This is a genomic window from Paenibacillus elgii NBRC 100335, assembly GCF_004000865.1.
Classification (GTDB): domain Bacteria; phylum Bacillota; class Bacilli; order Paenibacillales; family NBRC-103111; genus Paenibacillus_G; species Paenibacillus_G elgii.
This window is the reverse complement of the sequence record NZ_BIMB01000026.1, coordinates 24,962-44,770: the sequence shown is the minus strand read 5'-3', so window position 1 is coordinate 44,770 and position 19,809 is coordinate 24,962. Positions and strand designations below refer to the sequence as shown.

The window sequence follows — 19,809 nt, the reverse complement described above, 5'->3', positions numbered from 1 at the left end:
TGTATACCCTTTAGACCGGCGAGAGCGCATTTAGGTTTCAGTGGTTTCGAAAAAAATACTCGTTCAGCTTGGCCTTGATCTTCTCCGGCCGCGGATATCGCTTTTTTCGTCATTTTTATACATTTTATCCCAAAAAAATCGTTTTCCTTTCGCGCTTCAACCTTCCTCCCGAACGCTCCTCGGCACATCGTTCTTTTGACCTACGCTTTCATTCCCCCGGGCACACGCCGTCCGATATTTTTGCAGCCGTCCTCCCCCCTTTTAACCTATGGTTATTTCATTAACAGCCTTCCTGTCATTTTCTTTTTGAAAACGAATACATTTTATTAAAATTGTATTGAAAACACTGGTATATTGTGGTAGCTTGGTAATATATTTTTACAATCTTAATATTACAAATCACCCAATAATATTTCACCACACCTAGAATTTGGGACGAGCATTCACTTCCATCCGGGCCTTCCTCCATGCTCCCGCCGTCCCCGAGCCGCTAGTCCTGCTGCTCTACTCCCTACTTCATAAGAACCTGCATAACCAACGCGGCAGTCGATGCGTCTTGCGTAATTTTGCCAAGGGATCACAGAACGATTCATCGTCGTTCTTGATTATATAAAATAATGAAAAAGGAGCGAGCTTATGAAGATTCGCAAATGGCTGGCTACAACGGTCATCCTGACTGTTGTCGGCGCAACGGCAGCCGGATGTACTGGCGGCAACACCAGTACGACCCCCGGAAGCGAAGGCGGCGAGAAGAGCGCTGCCCCCAAGCAAGAGATTACCCTTAACTTCAGGACGGAACCGGGGGCGATGGACGTCTCCAAATCCACGCAAGTGGCAGCGTTTACCGTCATGAACGCCGTTAGCGAAGGGCTGTACCGTCTGAATAAGGACGGCAAAGCCGAGCCGGGGCTGGCGAAAGACATGCCGAAAATTTCGGAGGACGGTAAGACGTACACGATCCAGCTCAAAGACAACCTGGTCTACTCCGACGGCCAGCCGGTCAAAGCCCAAGACTTCGTCTACTCGTACCAGCGTACGCTGGACCCTTCGACCAAGGCGCTATATGCGTTCATGGTAGCTTGGGTGAAGGGCGGGGCGGACGTGCAAAAGGCGAAAACCCCAGAAGAGCTCGAAGCGGCGAAGAAGGCGCTCGGCGTTAAGGCGCTGGACGATAAAACCGTTGAAATCACTTTGGAACGCCCGATTCCATTCTTCACCGAGCAGTTATCCTTCCTGCAATTTTTCCCGCAACGCAAAGACATCGTAGAGAAATACGGCGACAAAAACGGCGGAGACGCAGAATCTGCCATCGGCCCGGGTCCGTTCAAGCTGGCCCAATGGGACCATGAGCAGCAGCTCGTCTTAGTCAAAAACGATAAATATTGGGACAAAGATAAAGTCAAACTGGAAAAAATTACGCTGAACATCGTCAAAGACGAAAACACCGGTCTGAACCTGTTCCAAACCGGAGCGACCCAGTTGCAAAACATTACCCGCGAGAGCATCAACCAATGGGAAGGAAAGCCGGAATTCGTCCTCCAGCCCGAGCTGTCTTCCTGGTATATTAAGCTGAGCCAGGATAACGTCCCGGCCTTCAAAAACAAAAAAGTCCGTCAAGCGCTGGCGCTTGCCATCGATTCCAAAGCGTTTATTGAAACGGTTACAGGCAAAGGCCCTGTCCCGGCTACCGGCTTCGTACCGAACGGAACGAGCGACGGCAACGGCACAGAGTTCCGCAAGAAAGCGGGCGATCTGCGGCCGAAATACGACCCGGCCAAAGCGAAGCAATTACTGCAAGAAGGCTTGAAGGAACTGGGCGTGGCGCAGCTGCCGAAGTTCAAGCTTCAAGCGGACGACAACGGGGTCGGACCGAAATCCGTCGAGTTCATTCTCGCCCAATGGAAGCAAAATCTCGGCGTCGATGTCATCGGCGAGCCGGTTCCGCACAAGCTGCGCGTAGATAACGAGAACAACCACAAATACGAAGCGTCTCTTTCCGGCTGGAGCGCCGATTACAACGATCCGATGACGTTCCTCGAAATGTTCGTGACCGGCAACGAATTCAACGATGCCGGTTGGTCCAATGCCGAATACGACAAGTTAATTAAAGGCGCGCAAGTCGAGATGGACAAAGCGAAACGTTCCCAGTTAATGGTCGACGGCGAAAAAATACTGATGGAGGAAATGCCGCTCATCCCGAACTACTTCCGCTCCCTGAGCTGGCTCAAAGACCCGAAGCTGCAAGGTGTGGTCTTCCCGCCGTATGCGCTTGAATATGAGCTTAAGTGGGCGTATGTGAAGTAAGCCCCCGAGCTAAAAAAGGCGAAAGCCGTCCTTCCGTTGAACTGCCAACGGAGGACGGCTTTTTCTATGATGGTACCGATGGACGATACCATTGTTGGAACGGGAGCTTGGCCTTATAATCAGGGTATCGTCTTAACTGGCAACGTTAGCTGCCCGAAAGGAGAGTCCCGCATGGCATCGGCTTCATCCCGCCCAAGAGCGGTCATTATCGGCGCCGGTATCGGCGGATTGTGCGCAGCCATTGCGCTGCAAACCACAGGATGGGAAGTTTCGGTCTACGAGAGGTCCCGCTCCCTGTCAGGAATCGGCGCAGGCATCGTCCTCGCCGCCAATGCCATGAAAGCGCTGCGGCAGCTTGGAGCGGACGAGCAGGTAAACCGTCTCGGGGCTCCTCTGCGGCAAGCGGAGATTTATACATCGGACGGACGGCTGCTAGTATCGCTTCCGACAGAAGAGCAGGCCCGGCGCTACGGGGCGCAAAGCTACCTGATCCACCGGGCCGATCTGCATTCCGTTCTGCTTGGCCGTCTGGAGCCCGGAACGGTACGGACAGATAAGAAATTGCGCCGCTGGGAGCAAAACGAGCGAAGCGTCAAGGCCGTCTTCGAGGACGGCACGACCGCCGAAGGGGACGTGCTGATCGGTGCCGACGGCCTGCACTCCACCGTTCGGGCGCAGCTCTTCGGCGAGAGCGCCCCGCTTCGTTATGCGGGATATACCGCGCTGCGGGGCATTGCGCATTGGCACGACGAACGGTACCCGTTCGATCAGGGTGGCGGCTTCGAAGCCTGGGGACCGGGCAAGCGGTTCGGCGTGTCGGGGATCGGACAAGGACGCATCTTCTGGTTCACCACCGCCAGCGCGCCACAAGGCCAAGAGCTCCCACCCTCCGAGAGAAAGGCGGCCGCACTATGCCGGTTTCGCGGCTGGATGGAGCCGATTGAGGCGCTGATCGCCGCGACCGATGAGACCTCCATCCTTTCGCACGATATTTTCGACCGCCAGCCGCTCGCCGGCTGGAGCCGGGGGCGCGTGACCTTGCTCGGCGACGCCGCGCATCCGATGCTGCCCAACCTTGGGCAAGGCGGGGCGCAGGCGATGGAGGACGCCCTTGCGTTAGCCCGCTGCTTGCGGCAGGCATGTGGCATGCCGGGCACGTCCGATGTCGCCGCCGCTCTGCAGCAATATGAGCGGGAGCGGTTCGGACGGACCGCGCTGGTCGTCCGCAGGTCACGCGCGATGGGCCGGATGGTGCAGCTCGCGAACCCCGCCGCCATTGCCGTCCGGAACCGGCTGCTTCGCCTGCTCCCCGCCCGGATGCAAATCCGCCGCCTGGATTGGCTGATCGGGTATGAGCCTTGATCCCGATCAGCCTTCTAGTACGGCCAGCACTTCCTCAATCGGTAGAGCAGCAATCGTTCTACCTTGGCGCCCCGTGGTCGTCTCCGCCATAAACAAGGAGTTATAGATCGCTTCCTCGGTCGCCTCCACGACGGCGCGGAAGCAGTCGGACATCAAGCGGCCGTCTTCGCGAACGACGCGGAGCTCCAGCACACCGGAAGCCGGCGTATGCGGAATGCGGTTGCCGTTGCTGAAGGCGATCGCGATATCGCCGCTTCCGTGATGGGCGATCGAGCCGGTACGCGCCAAGCCGAAGCCCGCCCGCTTGGCAATCCGCTTCAGTTGACGGGCGTCCATCGGCAAGTCGGTGCCAATCACGATGATGATCGAGCCGTCGTTGTCCCGCGTTTCCTCTGGTTTCGCCCGAAGGGATTCGCCCACAGGCTTCCCAAGTATGGTCAAGTCTTCCCCAAGGCCGAAGTTCGTCAGCACCAACACCCCGAAATGGTAAATTTGCCCGTCCACTTCCACCTGTCTGGACGATGTCCCGATTCCTCCCTTGTAGCCAAAGCAGACCATCCCGGTTCCGGCTCCGACCGCCCCTTCCAAGACGCGGCGGTCCGTGGCTGCCCATCCCTGCCGGATCGCTTCCATCGCGTGCTCCGGACGGACGTGAAGTCCTCTCATGTCGTTGAGCAACGAGTCGTTGCACTCCCCGGTGACGACGTTCAGCGAGCCGTCGCGGTCTCCGATCCCGTCATCCTGCGCCAGCATGTAACGAAGCGTCCCTTCGGTCACCGCCGGTACGCCGAACGTATTCGTCAGCATAATCGGCGATTCGATGACGCCCAGCTCGTCAACTTGAACCAGACCGGCCGTTTTGCCGAAGCCGTTGATCACATGCGCCGCGGCAACCGTTTTCTCGCGAAACCAATCGCCCGGGTGCGGCAAAATCGCCGTAACCCCCGTCCGGACGCAAGCATCGGGGCCGTCCTCGTGTAACGTCACATGCCCTACGAATACTCCGGGGACATCCGTGATGCTGTTAAACCGTCCAGTCGGAAGCTTTCCGACGGTAAATCCGTAATCGCGCAATCGTTTTCTGCTCATTAAACTATTCTCCCTCTATTCGTTTACGCGACGCAGCATGCGGGAGCCGTAGAAGGCCGCCCAAGCCTGCGGCTCATCCTTGAAGAAGAACCGGATCGGATACCCGCTGTCTGCGATGACAAGCGTACGGTCGTCGCTAGCCCGCAGCGCGAAGGCTTTGCCGTCAATTTCAGCGACGGGCAAGTTCCCGTCGAGGACGATGTCGACGCTGCCACCCTCGGCGGACCGGTAAGCGCCGGTCAGACGCCGCAGTTCCTCCGGGGAGGCCTCGTACGTCGGCTCCACATTGCTCTTTTGCTCCAAGGGGAAGCCGAGCGCCGTATTGACCGCCGCCAACCACAGCTCGTTTGCGGGCACGTTCGCCACGTTCGTCAAGACGGCGGCTACAAGCCCGCGTTCGGGCACGAAGCCAAAATACGACGACACCCCGGGCTGACCACCTCCGTGCTCGACAAGCGTAACGCCAGAGTAATCGGGGATCACCCGCAGCGCGCAGCCGTAGAACACATTTCTTCCGATCCGGTGAATCGGTTCCCACATCTGCCTCAAGCTCTCGCTTCGCACCACGGGGCCGCCGTTCGAAGTCGGGGCATCACCCACATACATTTGCCCGTACTTCAGCAGATCGCGCACCGTCGACCGGATGCCGCCGCCCGCTTCGTAGTTCCCCAGCTTAGGCCACGGTACCACGTCCAGCGTCTGTGTACCGCCCCGCTTCACATACGGCACGGAGACATTATCCCAAGCAGCCAGCTCATCCAAGCTGAACGTCGACCGCCGCATCTGCAGCGGCTCCAAAATCCGCTCCGTGATCGCCGTTCGGAACGGGCGGCCCGTCAGCCGTTCGATGATTGCCCCGAGCAGCAGAAACGTGTCGTTGCAGTAGCTGAAATAGTCCCCCGGCGCTCCCAAAAGCTCAATCTCTTCGCACGCCAAATAGTCGAGGTGTTCGGCGAACCGCCGAAGCTCCTCCCGGCGGCGCATGGGCGGGACGCCCGCCGTGTGGGAAAGCAAGTGCCGCACTTTGATACCGTCGCTCCGCACTCCGCCGGAAGTGCGCAGCTTGAACTCGGGAAGGTGCTTCGTAACGGGATCATCCAACGCAAGCTTTCCTTCCTCCGTAAGCTGCATGATGGCTAAGGCCGTGAACGATTTGGTAACCGACGCGATGCCGAACACCGTATCCGGGGTAACCGGCTCACCCGTTTCCATATTTCTTACGCCGAACCCCTGCTGATAGACGGTCTTCCCGCGCAGCGAGACGGCCACGGCCGCCCCGGGGATCGCTTCTTTCTCCATCATCGCCTTCACATAGGCTTCGAATTCGGACCAGTTGCCGGTCATGATAGCACCTCCATAGACTGCACGGTCCGCTTACTTCGGACGGTTGCGCAAAAAGTTCTCGGCGGCAAATCCGCGCACTTCTTCTTCCTTATAATATTTTAGCAGCTCGTTGATCAAGTTCTGGCTTTTGCCCGCGTGCTCCAAGTCTGCGACAAACTCGGAAATGCCGTCAAAATCCGAACCGAGCCCGATATGCCGCACGCCGCCGAGCGCGCACAAATGATCGATATGCTTTAATAAATCGGCGATCGTTACATGCCTTACCCGCTTCACAAAGGCAGGGCAATAAATGACGTGAAGCGTCCCGCCCTTGGCAAACAGCGCCTTGGCCTGTTCGTCCGTTAAATTGCGCGGGTGATCGCAAACCGCCCGCGCGTTGGCGTGGCTCGCCATCGGATAATCTGCCAGCTCAACCACATCCCAGAACGCCCGCTCGCATAGATGAGCGACATCGGTAAGCAGCCGGTGCTCGTTATTGAAGCGCACAATGTCCCGGCCGAACGAGGTCAACCCCGCGCCGCGTGGCTCCAGCACGCCATCGGCCGCGAGGTTCGCGTAGTTCCAGGTCAAGCCGACCGCACGCACGCCAAGCTGGTATAAAATGTTCAGCTGGCGCAGGTCGTTGCCGATAGGATCGACGCCTTCCAGCGTCAGCATGGCTCCAATCTGCCCCGGTTCGAGCGCGTCGAAATCGGCCCAGTCTCGAATCTGCTTCATTTCCGGATGCTTCCCGAGCACCTCGTCGTAAAAATAATGAATCTGATCCAGCGCCGCTTGAAACTTCTGTTCCGCCTTGAGGTGAGGCGGAACGAAGACGGCAAAGCACTGGGCCTTCACGCCGCCTTGCTGAAGCCTTGTTTTATTCGTCGCCAGCTCCTCCGAGCTGCCGTACGACAGCTCCCCGCCGCTTTTCCAGAACTTATACAGCACATCGCAATGAAAGTCGATGATTTCCATGTTTTTCCCCATTTTTTGCTCCAACCTTTCCTAGTCCTGTCCCGTTATCGTACGGAACCGTTCGTACAGCGCCCGCGCGACCGGTCCGGGCTTACTGTCCCGGATCAGGCTTCCGTCCTCGAAACGGACGACCGGCATCACTTCCGTCGTCGTACTGGTGATGAACGCTTCATCCGCCTGCCGCAGCTCCTCCGGCGTAAACGATTGTTCGACGAACGGGATGCGCAGCTCGTGCGCGATCCGCTGCACCGCCATTCTCGTAATGCCCGCCAAAATCTGATTGGACAGCGGCGCCGTCCGGATCGCTCCATCTTTGACCAGGTATACGTTGGAGCTTGTTCCTTCCGTCACAACCCCGTCCCGTACGAGAATCGCTTCCAGACATCCGCGTTCGGACGCGGCTTGCTTGGCTAAAATGTTAGGCAACAGGTTGAGCGACTTGATCCAGCAGTTCAGCCAGCGCTCGTCCGGATGCAGCATAACGCTGACACCGATTGCCCTTGCCTCGGCCGGTATTTCCCGAAACGGCTTCGCCGTCATCGATACGGACGCCGGGCAGGCCGGAAACAAATGATTGCGGGGAGCGATGCCGCGGGTCGCCTGCACATACAGATCGAGATCCGACAGCCCGCTTTTTTGCGTCAATTCGCCGATCACCCGCTTCAGCGACTCGCTGTCGTGCCCAATCTCCAAACGGATCGCTGCGGCGCTCTTGAACAACCGGTCCAAATGCTCGTCGAGCATAAAAGGCCGCCCCTTATAAATCCGGATCACCTCATATACGCCGTCCCCGAATTGATGTCCCCGTTCGTCGATCGGAACGGCCGGTTCGTCCGACTGGATAAAGCTCCCGTTAAAATAAGCCAAAGCCATGATGCAGCCCCTCCCTGTTCATTTCCCATGTTATTAACAAACTAATCGATTTCCGCAGGCCGGTCCAATAGGATAATGACATAACGGGTATAAGAAAATATAATACGAGGATGGGAGGCATTTTATGAATACGGATCATGTTGAATGTTTTGTCATGGTGGCTCTGAGTGGAAGCTTCAGCAAAGCGGCCAACCTGCTGTATTTGTCCCAGCCTACAGTCAGCCAGAGGATCAAAGCGCTCGAAGCCGACTTGAACTGCAGGCTGTTTCAACGGACCGGCCATGCCATCGCCTTGACGGAGGAAGGCGAAAGCTTCCTTCCCTACGCGAAAAACATGCTGCAATCGCTTCAGGACGGGCAGCAGGCGATCCAGCGGATTCATGGGAAGTTGGAAGGCGAGCTGTCCGTCGCTTCCGTATTCGGAGCGGCCTTTTATCTGCTGCCTCAGCTCGTGGAGCAATTCCAGACGCTTTACCCGAAGGTGAAGCTGACGCTTTTGACCGGGCATTCGCATCAGGTGCTCGATATGGTGTTGAATCATGAAGTATCCTTCGGGATCGCCCGCGCCGTCAATCATCCACAGATCCGGCGTATTCCGATCCTGAAGGACGATATGCTGCTGGCGGTTTACCCGGGTCATCCGTTTCACGACCGCAAGCAGGTGACGATCGAGGATGTCGCCAAGGAGCGGCTCATTTTGTTCAATCGCGGCTCGCTCGATTGGACGCTGATTAATGGAGCGTTCAGCCACTACCGGCTGGACCGGCACGTGGTCATGGAGGCGGATAACATCGAGGTGGTCAAGCGGATGGTCAAGCAAAGGCTGGGCATCGCGTTTCTGCCGCGCTTCTCGATCCTCCACGATCTGGAGCGGGACGAGTTCCGTGAGGTGGAAGTCGCCGGACTGCCGCAATTGAATCGCAATTTCGAGCTGATTTATTTGAAGGATATGTCGCTGAACCAGATCATGGAGCAGTTTATCGGATTTTTATGCCAGCACCATGCGCAACCGGAGTAACGAATAAAAAACCGCCCGACTCGGGCAAGTCGGGCGGTCCTTTGTTCAAACGAGCAAGGGGTGAGCGGTATTACCCGATCGCCCAGTTGCCTTGGCGGAACACCGGCTCGCGGGTACCGTCCGGCAGCTCGCCGTCGATATCCAGCTCCGCCGAGCCGACCATAAAGTCGACGTGCGTCAGGCTGACGTTCGCGCCCTTGGCCAGCAGCTCCTCCTTGGACATCTTCGTTCCATTTTCGATCGTAAACGGGTAGGCGCTGCCGACCGCGAAATGGCAGGATGCGTTCTCGTCAATACCGGTATTGTAAAACACGCGGTTCAGGTTCGAAATCGGAGAATGGTGCGGCACGAGCGCCACTTCCCCCAAATATTTCGCCCCTTCGTCCGTCTTCAGCAGGGCGTCCAAATATTCCAGCCCAACCTCGGCCGTATAGCTGACCACTTTGCCGCCTTCGAACGTGAGCGAGAACTTGTCGACCAGCCGGCCGTTCAAGTTTAACGGCTTCGTGCTCGTCACCGTTCCGTTCACGCCCGTCCGCAGCGGCATCGTGTACACTTCCTCCGTCGGCATGTTGGCTACGAAATAAACGCCTTGATCATCCGTCGTCCCGCCGCCGTGCCAAATATGCCCTTCGGGCAGTTCGACCGACAAGTCGGTACCGGGAGCCCGGTAATGCAGCTTCTTGTACTTTTTCTCGTTGAGCCTCTCCTTGACCTGCTTCAACTGGCCGATGTGCTCTTTCCAAGCCGCCACGGGATCATCCGCGTCGACCCGGTTCATTTTGAAGATCGTATCCCACATCACCCGGACGCGCTCTTCCTCCGGAAGCTCGGGGAACACCTTGGCCGCCCAGGCGCGCGTCGGCGCTTTCACGAGACACCAGCTGAACTTTTTGTTGCGCACGTAGCTTTGGAATGTCTCTCTCGCCACGGCTGCCGCTTTGGTTGCCCGCGTTACTTTGTCCGAATCGATGCCCTTGTACAACTCCGGGTCAGGCACTTTGATGTTGATCAACGCCCCGCCGTTCTCCGCCAGCTGCTCCATCATCGCCGGCATCCACTGCGGGTAGTAGTCGAACGACTCGTCAGGCGCATATAAGAACCGGTTTCTCGTCACTTCCTCGTCATCCCATTGAACCTGCACGTATTTCGCTCCCGCTTCGTATGCCTTTTGCACGACTTTACGGGTGAACGGCGCAGCTTCCAGCGGCGATTCGATGTGAAGCACTTGTCCGGGCTGAACGTTCGCTCCGACCCGGACGACAAGCTCCGCGTATTTTTCCAGACTTCGGTCAAAAGCTTCCATGTCCCTGTCTCCTGTCCTATCGATTGGTTACCCGTACCATTATACTAGAAGTCGGGAGGCGAACCAAGCGTACTCCCAGGCTCAGATCCGGTCAAACCAAAAGAGCCCCTGACCGGTTCCATGAACCGGCCGGGACTCCTTGAGATCCGATGTTAACCTCCTACACCGTTATCGTGAAAGTACTCCATTTTTACCGGATCGTTAGCCGGCGGTTGATACGATACGGACAGGCCGTTCAAGAAAATGAAGCCCAAAGTCAGAAGCACCATCATTTTTTTCATCAAGCGGACACTCCCTCCAAAATTTTCTCATATTCCTTCTTCTGCTGTTCTGTCGCATGGTCAACGTACTTCCAGAACAAAGAAACGCATTTCTCGAACCCCGAATAATAACGCAATTTTTGGGCCAGACCCAAGGCGTGAATCAATTCATTTAACGCTTGGTGCTTCCCTCCCCTTTTGAAGCTGTAAATGACCTTCTCATACCAAAAGTGGAAAAGCTGCGTGCCATTGATGTGATCGCAGATCGTCCCGACGGTCGGGATTCTCTTTTCGAATTTGGCAAGGACCGCGTCAACGGAAAAATGGTACCGGTTTGCGGCTTTCATGACGACCGATAAACTGGGAAGGATTTGATTCGGGTATTCGTCCAGATAGGCGGATAATTCGGGCAGCACTTTGAGATTTCCCGTATTCAATTCGAGAATGAGCCTGTTTCCTTTCCCCCATATCCGGAATTTCTCAACCTCCTTTTTACCGACCTCGTCAAGACCGTGGAACCATGAAAGATCGGAATACTCCTGTACGCAGCGCTTGGCCTCTTCGTATTGTTCCAGTTTGGTTAGAGCCACCCCTTTCATCAGACAGCCTTGACCGTAGTACACGACTAAATGCCGTTCCGTCTGCAGCGGCCTATATAGCTCATTATGTATCAGCTTTTCGTAGATCGCAGTTGCCAGCTCTCTGAGTTCGTCGGCATACTGTCCGACTTTGTCCCATCTTTCGAAGGTGTAATAAACGTTGGCCATCTGCAAAAGTGCATCCAGGCGGACATCCTCCGGCAGATGTTTGTAATGGGTTTCAAAACGAAACACGGCTTCTCTGTTTTCTTCCACCCCGGTTCCGATGAGCGATTGAAACAACCGGAATTGACTCATGACATACTGCGGATCCTCTGTATTTCCTTTATCGACAATTTGGCGGTAAAGCGGAATAGCTTCTTTTTTCTTTCCTTGCTCAAACAAGCTCTCCGCTAAGGAAAATTGCTGCGAACAGGTTAGCTTATCGTTCAAGAAACATTGGCCTAAGTACAATTCGTAAAGCCAACCGGGGCCGTGGCCCAGTACGGATGCTATCTTGTCGAGCTGGTCTATGGTGACGGACCGGGGGTAATCCAGCTGCTCAATACGGATTCCTGCAAGTTCGCTGAATTGCGAAGGAGTGTACCCGTGGTGCTGCAACTCATTCTCAACTACCGTTCTCATACTTTGAATGGTCGTTACCATATAAAATTCTCCTCCCTGCCTATATCCATAATAGTACATCGGTCAAAGGGAAGTGTAAATAACCTACTTCATATGTATATTACTGGTTTGTAACCGCTATCACATAAAAAATGAAATGTAGCAAAAATTGCTCTTCGGGATGAGCACTTTTCGCATCGACACGGCTTCGTCCATGTTTTATGATGAGGAAATAGACAATCGTGAACAAAGGAAAGAGGTCAGCTTATGGAACACGTCATTGACATTCAGGATGTAACTTGGAAAAACGGACACAACTATTTGCTGCACAATGTCAGCTGGACCGTGCGTCCCAAAGAGCATTGGGCGCTGCTGGGCCTAAACGGATCGGGAAAAACAACGCTGCTGAACATGATTAACGGCTATCTCTGGCCGACGACAGGGTCGGTGTCCGTGCTCGGCCACCGGTTCGGGGAAGTCGATTTGCGCGAGCTGCGCCGTTCCATCGGCTGGGTAAGCTCCTCGCTGCAGGAGAAGCTGTACGCCACCGACAAAGCCCAGTATGTGGTCATCAGCGGCAAATACGCGACCATCGGCTTGTACGAGCGGCTGTCCGATGAAGATCTGGACCGGGCGCAGGCGCTGATGCGCACGCTGGGCTGCACGCATCTGTGGGACCGGGAATTCCGGACCTGCTCCCAAGGAGAGAAGCAGAAGGTGTTGATCGCCCGGGCGCTGATGGCCGACCCGCACCTGTTGATTCTGGACGAGCCCTGCAACGGGCTGGATCTGTTCTCGCGCGAAAAGCTGCTGGACAGCATCCAGGAGCTGAGCTGTCAGGAGCAGTCGCCGACGCTCATTTACGTCACCCACCATACGGAAGAAATCGTTCCCGCCTTCAGCCATACGCTGCTGCTGCGCAGAGGCGAAGTAGTCCGCAGCGGAGCAACCGAAAGCATCCTGGAAGCGGACATCTTGACCGAGTTTTTCGAGGCTCCCGTTGAGGTCGAAAAGCACCGTCAGCGCGTGTACGTGCGGGCGGCCCACGGCGAGAACCCGCTTGCGTAAATTGCGTAGTGGCTTAGGAGGTACACCCAAAAAGCTTAGCCGGTTTGCCTGCAAAGGGAAACGGCTAAGCTTTTTTGTTCGGCTGAAGAAGCGTTCCTGCCGCGCCTCGTTAGTTTGAATAAGGCTCCGCCATTTCGGCGATTGGCGGTTCCCCGATCATCATCTTTTGCTCGAACGGAGCCGTGAGCATCATCAAGGTATAGGAGTAGCCGAAATCTCCACATCTTTCCGAAAAATCCACCAGTTCCTCGGTCGTTGCGGTAACGACTTTCAGCATGTAGTTGTACTCCCCGCTAATCCGGTACATGTCCGTCACCTCGGGTGATTGCCTGCAAAATTCAACAAAAGCAGCGCATTTCTTCGTCCGGAACATGACAAAGGCCGTCGTGTTCTTACCCAGCTTCGGCATGGAGATCGCCGCGCGGTATCCCGTAATCACGCCTTGCTCCTCCAGCTTCCGCACTCTCTCCTTCACGGCCGGCTGCGTCATCCCGATGATCCTCCCCAGCTCCGCCATCGGAATGCGGGAATTTTCATGCAGCAGGCTTAATATTTTGTAGTCCACTTGATCCATCCAAGTCACCCTTTCAAATGTATAAGTAAAAATCGCAAATTAACTTCAATCCTTAAATTGATGGGGATCAAATACCTTGGTTCATGTATGTAAATTATAAAATCATTTTTGTAAAATGTCATTAGCACATCGCTTGTCGCATCCGCGCGGGAATCGGCAAACGAACAAACCAGTATTTTCATGAAAGGAGTGAAGCGTTTGACTCGCTATATCGGAATTTATTTGCTTGCTCTAGGGGAATTCATGGTGGGCACGGCGGAGTCGATTGTCACCGGCATTATCGGCATGATTGCCAAGGATACGCAGGTCCCCCTCTCCCTCGCCGGACAGTTGGTCACGGGCTTCTCTCTTGCATTTGCCTTCGGCTCGCCGCTGTTGATCGCCTTCACCGCCCGGATGGAACGAAAGAAGCTGCTCGCGGCAGCTCTTCTGTTCTTTATTGTCGGCAATCTGCTTGCTTTTTTCAGCACGGGCTTTGCGGTTCTAATGGCCTCCCGAATTCTGCTCGGGTTAAGCGGAGGCGTCTATACGGTGCTGGCGCTCGCCGCTGCGGCCAATCTGGCTCCGCCCGAGAAAAAGGGAAGCGCGATCGGTACGATTCTTATGGGCTTTAGCGTCTCGCTCGTTCTGGGGGTCCCCGCAGGCACCATGGCCGGGGGCTTGTGGGGATGGCGTTCGGTATTTCTGATCATTGCCGTGTTTAGCATCATTGCCGCATGGGCGATTATGGCGTACCTTCCCAAGCTGCCGAAGCAAGAAACCGTCCCGCTGCGTACCCAATTGGCCGCTCTTAAGAACAGCCGGGTCGTCACGGCTTTGCTGATTTCGTTCCTGTTCGTGACGGGATACTCGACCGTCTATACGTACATTACGCCTCTCCTGCAATCCGCAGCCGGGATGTCCACGGCACTTGTCAGCACGACGCTGTTGCTCGCAGGGCTCGCCAGTGCCGCGGGCTCGCGCATAGGGGGATTTGCTACCGATAAATGGGGGATTCGGCCCACGCTGTATGTGAGCCTGCTTCTGCATGCCGCGATTCTGATCGCTTTTCCCTTCGCGGCCCAGCTTGTTGTCGGTGCGATGCTGGCGACCATGGTGTGGATCGGCGCCGTGCAGACGACGGTGCCTGCCCAGCAGTATTACCTGATCACCTTGTCCCCGCACTCGTCCGAAATTGCCCTGAGCGTCAATACTTCCGTCTTTCAGCTCGGGCTGGCTGTCGGAGCAGGCGTAGGCGGACTGATCGTGGACCGCTATACGGCCGCTCCTCTCGGCTGGGTCGGTGGAGCGACCGTGCTGCTTGGTCTTTTCTTCGCATGGCTGTCGTTCTCGTTGGACAGAACCACCTCGTCGAAGGCCGTGCTGTCGAAGTAAAGCAAACGAACCGGCACTTTTGTGGCAGTTCTCCAACATGGAGGACTGCCTTCGCCGCTTACAGCTTCTCCTGCACGGGGGTGAAGCCTTCCCCGATCACTTCGAACACCTCGTTCACGATGACAAAGGCTTGCCGATCTGTTTCCAAAACAAGCTTCTTTAAACGGCTAACTTCGGAGCGGCTGACGACGCAGTAAACAATTTTCTTATCCGAATCGCTATAGCCGCCTTTGCCGTAAAAAAAGGTGGTTCCTCTTTCCAGTTCCTGATGGATCCGCTCCGATATCAGCTCCGGATACCGGCTCACAACAAACGCCGCTTTCCCTTTCGCCGTCCCTTCAACTACATAATCGATCACACGGGAGCCTATGAATACGGCAACAATCGTATACATAGCCCTTTCCCGGTCCAAATAGATCAGGGAAAGAAGGATCGTCAGGCTGTCGAATAGAAACACGCTTCTTCCTATAGGCCATCCCCAAAACTTTTTGAACATCTGGGCAAGAATATCAGTTCCTCCGCTCGTTCCTCCATAACGGAAAACAATACCTAACCCCACTCCCACCGTAGCGCCGGCATATAAGGAAGCTAGGAGCAAGTCGTTCATCGGAAACCGGAACCATCGGAAGATGTAGACAAACAGTGAAAACATAAGCGTGGCAAAGACCGTGTATACAAATGATTTTCGCCCCAGTACTTTCCAGCCGACAAGAAACAAAGGCAGGTTCATCGCAAAATTCGTAAAACCCGTCTCCCAGCCGAACATGTATTTCAGCAAGAGGCTGGCTCCGGTAATGCCGCCCTCGGCCAGCCCGTTTGCCGTATTAAAATAATTGATGCCGAAGCCCATGACTGCCGAGCCGATGCATATCGCAGCACCGTTCTTGAAATGCTCCTTCATTCTGGCCCACCGCCAGATGACCGCAGCGCAGCACCTTTTTTCTTTCTGTTTTTCAAATAGTAGATCAAATAGCACAGCACCACAAAAGGAATACCGTAATACAAGGCGACTCGCTGCTCCGGGTCGAAGTACAATCCGATGCAGGAAGCAGAGCACAAGACAAAAGCCAAAATCGGAACGAACGGGTACAAGGGAGTACGGTACTTGAGGTTACGGATATCCCCCCCGTTCCTCAGGAATTGCCTGCGGAACATAAACTGTGAAGCAACGATGCCCATCCAAACGGCGACGACGGCAAAGCCTGAAATGGCGATAAGCACAACATAGACGGTATCCGCAGCGATGACGCTGGAGACAAGCGACAGGCAGGCCACCAGCATGCTGATGATCAGCGCGTTCAGCGGTACGCCGCTTTTTGTCGTTTTTCCGAGCCATGGGCTGATCATGTTTTCTTCCGCCAAGGCCCAGAGCATACGCGTCGAAGCATACAACCCCGAATTACCGACCGATAAAAGCGCCGTCAAAATAACAAAATTCATAAAATCAGCGGCATAAGGAATACCAATTTTGTCGAACACGAGAACAAAAGGGCTTTCAACAACGCCTGCTTCCTGCCAGGGGACAAGCCCGGCCAATACGAAGATGGCAAGGATAAAGAAGAACATAGTCCGCCACACGACGGTACGAATGGATCTCGGGATCACCTTGTCCGGATTTTCCGTCTCCCCAGCCGTAACTCCGATCAGCTCCGTCCCGGAAAAGGCAAAATTCACGGAAATCATGGTGAACAGCACTGGAAGAAACCCATTCGGGAACAAACCGCCTTGGTCAAAAAGATTGCCCACCATCGGGGCTGCCTGATCTTTCATAGGGATAATCCCAAACATAGCCGCGCCGCCCAGCAGAATAAACAAAACAATAACGACAACTTTAAATCCGGCCACCCAAAATTCGGACTCTGCAAAAAATTTGACTGAAAAAGCGTTTAACGCAAACAGTAATACGGCAAACAGAGCGCTCCATATCCAAACGGATACCCCGGGAAACCATCGCTGCATCAGAAGCCCGGCTGCCGTGAATTCGGACCCCACCGTTACCACCCAAGTCAGCCAATAAAGCCAGCCTACGGCAAACCCGGTAGCAGGGCCGATAAATTTGGCGGCATAAGCGGGGAAGGAGCCTGTGACGGGCATCGCTACACTTAACTCGCCAAGACAAAGCATAACCAGGTACATAATAAGTCCGCCGACCAAATAAGCAAGAATGGCTCCTCCGGGGCCCGCTTGATTCAGCGTGTAACCCGTGCTTAAGAATAGCCCCGTTCCTATAACCCCGCCAAGAGAAATCATAAATAAGTGTCTGCTTTTCATCGTTCGTTTCAAACGATTTTGTCTGCTATCGTCCATGCCGCTCATCCTTCTTCTCTCCCTTGTCCAAGTTAGGCTGTTTCCGGGATCGTAGCTTATCCTCTTCCTCGCAAGTAATACCGTATTTTCACCTTTGGGCATGATCTTGATTCCATCTTATAGATAACAGAAATTAAAGCATTTTACTAGCATACCAGAATAAAGAAATCGCTTTCATTCTGACATGGCATTTATCGATAAAGAGGTGCACCGTAAGAATGCTTTCTTAAGGTGTCAACCGGAAGCAAACAACCTTAGGCTCGGTCATTTCCTGCAGGGCGAATTTGACGCCTTCTCTTCCGATGCCGGATCCCTTTACTCCGCCGAACGGCATCGCATCGATTCTGTAATCCGAGCTGTCGTTGACCATCACCCCGCCGACATCCAGCTTGCGTACGGCGCGGAACACCTTATCGATATCCCGGCTGAAAATCCCGGCCTGCAGTCCGTAATCCACACGGTTCGATTTTTCAATCGCCTCTTCCAGACCGGTCACCTTGAAGATGGAGACAACCGGACCGAATACCTCTTCCTTCACGATCCTGCAATCTTCCGGAACGTCCGTCATCACAGTCGGCTCGTAAAAAGCACCGTTTCGATTCCCCCCGCAGAGCAGTCTGGCTCCGCGTTCGACCGCCTCCCGTACCCACTGCTCCACACGCTTCGCCTCTTTTTCGCTGATCATGGGCCCCATATCCGTCTGCTCGGACTGCTTGGCACCGGTCTTGTACTTCTTGGTTCTTTCCACAAACTTCGAAACAAAGGCGTCGTATACGCCGTCTTGGACATATATCCGCTGCACGCCCAGGCAATTTTGTCCCGCCGCCCAGAAAGCTCCGGAGACGTTGGATTCCACGGCATCGTCGAAATTCGCGTCATTCAGTACGATAACCGGCGAATTGGACCCCAGCTCCATGCTCATTTTTTTCAACCCAGCCTTTTGCATGATCGCCTTCCCAGTGGCCAAACCACCTGTGAAGGAAATCATTCTAACATCCGGGTGCGTTACCAACACATCCCCTATTTCACCCGCATTTCCCGTAATCACAGACAATATTTTTGCCGGCAGTCCGGCATGGTCGAACGCTTCGGCCAACATAAGGGCGCTTAACGGCGTAACCGTCGCCGGTTTCACGATGATGGCGTTGCCTGCCGCTATAGCGGGACCAACTTTATGAGCAACGAGATTCAGCGGATCGTTAAACGGAGTGATGGCGCCGATGATGCCGATAGGAAAACGGTAATAATAGCCCAGCCGGTTTTCGCTGCCGGGCATTTGATCAAACGAAATCGTTTCCCCATTCAAGCGTCTTGCTTCCTCGGCGCTGATTCGCAGCGTTTCCACGCATCTTCTTACTTCCTTGCGCGCCTCCTTGATGGTCTTGCTGCCTTCGGAGGCGATGGTAATCGCGTAGGCTTCGCGTTTTTCATTGATCCAATCGGCAGCCCGGTGCAGAACGGCGATCCGTTCATGAACCGGCATCTCCGAACATATGCGGAATCCTTCCTTCGCCTGTTCGATGGCATATATCATATCCGCTGCGGAAGCCGCGGGCACGGTCGCAATCAAGCGGTTGTCCTGCGGATCGTTTACAGGCAGCGTCTTCTCCCGATGAACCCACTCGCCGGCCAAATACATCTTGTTCTTCTTCGTCATCGTTTCCATGATCATGCTCTGCACCTCATCCTTTGTTTGGTTTTCGAGGACTGCCGGATCGGCTGCTTACAATTGGTTACGGTGAATATTAATTAAATCGATCAGGATGGAAAAGCCAGTCTCCTTGCGTCCGGCTCCCGCTCCCATCAGCGTGATGGGGCCGGCCAAATCGCAATCGTACGTGACGGCGTTAACCGCGCCCCCGACGCCGGCCAGCGGGTCTTCAAGCGGCAGCATTTCCGGGCCTACCTTGGCCGTAATCCGATCGCCGTCCCGGGAGCATCTGGCAATCAGCTTCCAACGCTTTCCTTCGTCTTTGGCCCGCTGAATATCGGCCGGGGTCAGCTTGCTGATGCCTTGAACGGCCACGTCCTCCCGTCTCAGCGGGGCCTTCATGACGATATTGCCCAGAATGGTAATTTTATATTGGGCGTCGTAGCCCTCCACATCGTTCGTCGGATCGGCCTCCGCGTAGCCCAATGTCTGGGCTTCGACCAATGCCTCCGCATAACTCATTCCCGCTTCCATCCGGGTTAGCATATAATTGGTTGTTCCGTTGAGAATACCCTTGATTTCATCGATGCGGTTGCCCGCCAATGCAACGACAGGCATGCGAAGCGCAGGCGTGCCGCTCATCACCGTTCCCTCGTAGCCCCAGCGCACTCCATGCCGGCGGGCGAGCTCCGACAATTCCTTGTAGGCGAGCGCGACGGGCCCCTTATTGCTCATAACGACGTGCTTCTTGCATTCGAAGGCGGCGCGGCAGTGGTCAATCGCGGGCTGGCCGGTCTTCACATCCGTAAATGTAAGCTCAACAATGACGTCCGCATTCGTTTCCCGGATCGTCCTGAAGCTGTCCCAGCCCCTGATCAGGCCCGGCTCCTCCGGGTAGGCGTCCAGACTCCCCGTTTCTTTGACCGCCCGAAGAGCTTCCGCTGCTTTCAAACCGCCGGGATGGTAGATTGAGCCCTTCATCTTATCGGAAATCGCCACGACGTTTGCCTCGAATCCCAGATGGTCAGCCAGCTCTTTCCGCCTATCCTCCAAAATTTCCGCCAAGCCTTGTCCTACCACGCCGAAGCCAAGCAGTGCGATATTCAGTGTCATTTCTCGT

At 55.2% G+C, this 19,809-nt stretch carries 17 protein-coding genes; 5 read left to right on the top strand and 12 right to left on the bottom strand.

The window, feature by feature from the left end; translation table 11 throughout:
- Positions 1–636 precede the first annotated feature (636 nt).
- Positions 637–2,304 carry a peptide ABC transporter substrate-binding protein gene (locus PEL01S_RS19355; RefSeq protein WP_063184045.1) on the top strand — a complete coding sequence of 556 codons (1,668 nt, stop codon included), beginning with the start codon at positions 637–639 and terminating at the stop codon, positions 2,302–2,304.
- A 171-nt stretch (positions 2,305–2,475) separates the two neighbouring features.
- Positions 2,476–3,666: an FAD-dependent monooxygenase gene (locus PEL01S_RS19350; RefSeq protein WP_127461467.1), complete on the top strand. Its 1,191-nt coding sequence runs from the start codon at positions 2,476–2,478 to the stop codon at positions 3,664–3,666.
- Positions 3,667–3,672: 6 nt separating this feature from the next.
- Here the strand turns inward: PEL01S_RS19350 and PEL01S_RS19345 are convergent, their stop codons facing one another.
- Genes PEL01S_RS19345 through dat form a run of 4 tightly spaced genes read right to left on the bottom strand, consistent with a single transcriptional unit; the run spans position 3,673 to position 7,929 of the window.
- On the bottom strand, positions 3,673–4,755 hold the full coding sequence (locus tag PEL01S_RS19345; protein ID WP_127461466.1) for a DmpA family aminopeptidase: 1,083 nt from the start codon (positions 4,753–4,755) through the stop codon (positions 3,673–3,675).
- A 15-nt stretch (positions 4,756–4,770) separates the two neighbouring features.
- Positions 4,771–6,099: a serine hydrolase domain-containing protein gene (locus tag PEL01S_RS19340; RefSeq protein WP_127461465.1), complete on the bottom strand. Its 1,329-nt coding sequence runs from the start codon at positions 6,097–6,099 to the stop codon at positions 4,771–4,773.
- A gap of 30 nt (positions 6,100–6,129) precedes the next feature.
- A complete protein-coding gene (locus PEL01S_RS19335) occupies positions 6,130–7,068 on the bottom strand; it encodes a dipeptidase (RefSeq protein WP_503826321.1) in 939 nt (312 codons plus the stop codon).
- Positions 7,069–7,086: 18 nt separating this feature from the next.
- Positions 7,087–7,929, bottom strand: coding sequence for a D-amino-acid transaminase (gene dat, locus PEL01S_RS19330; RefSeq protein ID WP_127461463.1), 843 nt, complete (start codon positions 7,927–7,929; stop codon positions 7,087–7,089).
- Positions 7,930–8,053: 124 nt separating this feature from the next.
- Here dat and PEL01S_RS19325 point away from each other — a divergent pair, with 124 nt between their 5' ends.
- Positions 8,054–8,947 carry a LysR family transcriptional regulator gene (locus PEL01S_RS19325; protein ID WP_127461462.1) on the top strand — a complete coding sequence of 298 codons (894 nt, stop codon included), beginning with the start codon at positions 8,054–8,056 and terminating at the stop codon, positions 8,945–8,947.
- 70 nt (positions 8,948–9,017) lie between these two features.
- Here the strand turns inward: PEL01S_RS19325 and PEL01S_RS19320 are convergent, their stop codons facing one another.
- The 3 genes from PEL01S_RS19320 to PEL01S_RS19315 all read right to left on the bottom strand — a co-directional run bounded on the left by PEL01S_RS19320 (position 9,018) and on the right by PEL01S_RS19315 (position 11,757).
- Positions 9,018–10,253 (bottom strand): aminopeptidase, encoded by a 1,236-nt coding sequence (locus PEL01S_RS19320; protein ID WP_127461461.1) that lies wholly within the window; start codon positions 10,251–10,253, stop codon positions 9,018–9,020.
- 152 nt (positions 10,254–10,405) lie between these two features.
- A complete protein-coding gene (locus tag PEL01S_RS35315; protein WP_255320131.1) occupies positions 10,406–10,534 on the bottom strand; it encodes a hypothetical protein in 129 nt (42 codons plus the stop codon).
- Positions 10,534–11,757 carry a tetratricopeptide repeat protein gene (locus PEL01S_RS19315; RefSeq protein ID WP_108531282.1) on the bottom strand — a complete coding sequence of 408 codons (1,224 nt, stop codon included), beginning with the start codon at positions 11,755–11,757 and terminating at the stop codon, positions 10,534–10,536. The genes PEL01S_RS35315 and PEL01S_RS19315 overlap by 1 nt, the downstream gene beginning before the upstream one ends.
- A 225-nt stretch (positions 11,758–11,982) precedes the next feature.
- Between PEL01S_RS19315 and PEL01S_RS19310 the strand changes: the two genes are divergently transcribed.
- Positions 11,983–12,783, top strand: coding sequence for an ABC transporter ATP-binding protein (locus PEL01S_RS19310; RefSeq protein ID WP_010496402.1), 801 nt, complete (start codon positions 11,983–11,985; stop codon positions 12,781–12,783).
- A gap of 109 nt (positions 12,784–12,892) precedes the next feature.
- Here PEL01S_RS19310 and PEL01S_RS19305 read toward each other — a convergent pair whose 3' ends face one another.
- Positions 12,893–13,357 carry an Lrp/AsnC family transcriptional regulator gene (locus PEL01S_RS19305; RefSeq protein WP_127461460.1) on the bottom strand — a complete coding sequence of 155 codons (465 nt, stop codon included), beginning with the start codon at positions 13,355–13,357 and terminating at the stop codon, positions 12,893–12,895.
- Positions 13,358–13,555: 198 nt separating this feature from the next.
- Here PEL01S_RS19305 and PEL01S_RS19300 point away from each other — a divergent pair, with 198 nt between their 5' ends.
- On the top strand, positions 13,556–14,731 hold the full coding sequence (locus tag PEL01S_RS19300; RefSeq protein ID WP_127461459.1) for an MFS transporter: 1,176 nt from the start codon (positions 13,556–13,558) through the stop codon (positions 14,729–14,731).
- A 58-nt stretch (positions 14,732–14,789) separates the two neighbouring features.
- On the opposite strand, the gene PEL01S_RS19295 is transcribed toward PEL01S_RS19300, so the two are convergent.
- The 4 genes from PEL01S_RS19295 to PEL01S_RS19280 form a co-directional block, all read right to left on the bottom strand.
- The gene (locus PEL01S_RS19295) at positions 14,790–15,632 is read right to left on the bottom strand and encodes a YitT family protein (RefSeq protein WP_127461458.1); all 843 of its coding nucleotides are present in this window, start codon (positions 15,630–15,632) and stop codon (positions 14,790–14,792) included.
- Positions 15,629–17,047: an amino acid permease gene (locus PEL01S_RS19290; protein ID WP_127461457.1), complete on the bottom strand. Its 1,419-nt coding sequence runs from the start codon at positions 17,045–17,047 to the stop codon at positions 15,629–15,631. The genes PEL01S_RS19295 and PEL01S_RS19290 overlap by 4 nt, the downstream gene beginning before the upstream one ends.
- A 217-nt stretch (positions 17,048–17,264) precedes the next feature.
- Positions 17,265–18,710 (bottom strand): aldehyde dehydrogenase family protein, encoded by a 1,446-nt coding sequence (locus PEL01S_RS19285; protein WP_082867035.1) that lies wholly within the window; start codon positions 18,708–18,710, stop codon positions 17,265–17,267.
- A gap of 51 nt (positions 18,711–18,761) precedes the next feature.
- Positions 18,762–19,802 (bottom strand): homoserine dehydrogenase, encoded by a 1,041-nt coding sequence (locus tag PEL01S_RS19280; RefSeq protein WP_010496396.1) that lies wholly within the window; start codon positions 19,800–19,802, stop codon positions 18,762–18,764.
- Positions 19,803–19,809 lie beyond the last annotated feature (7 nt).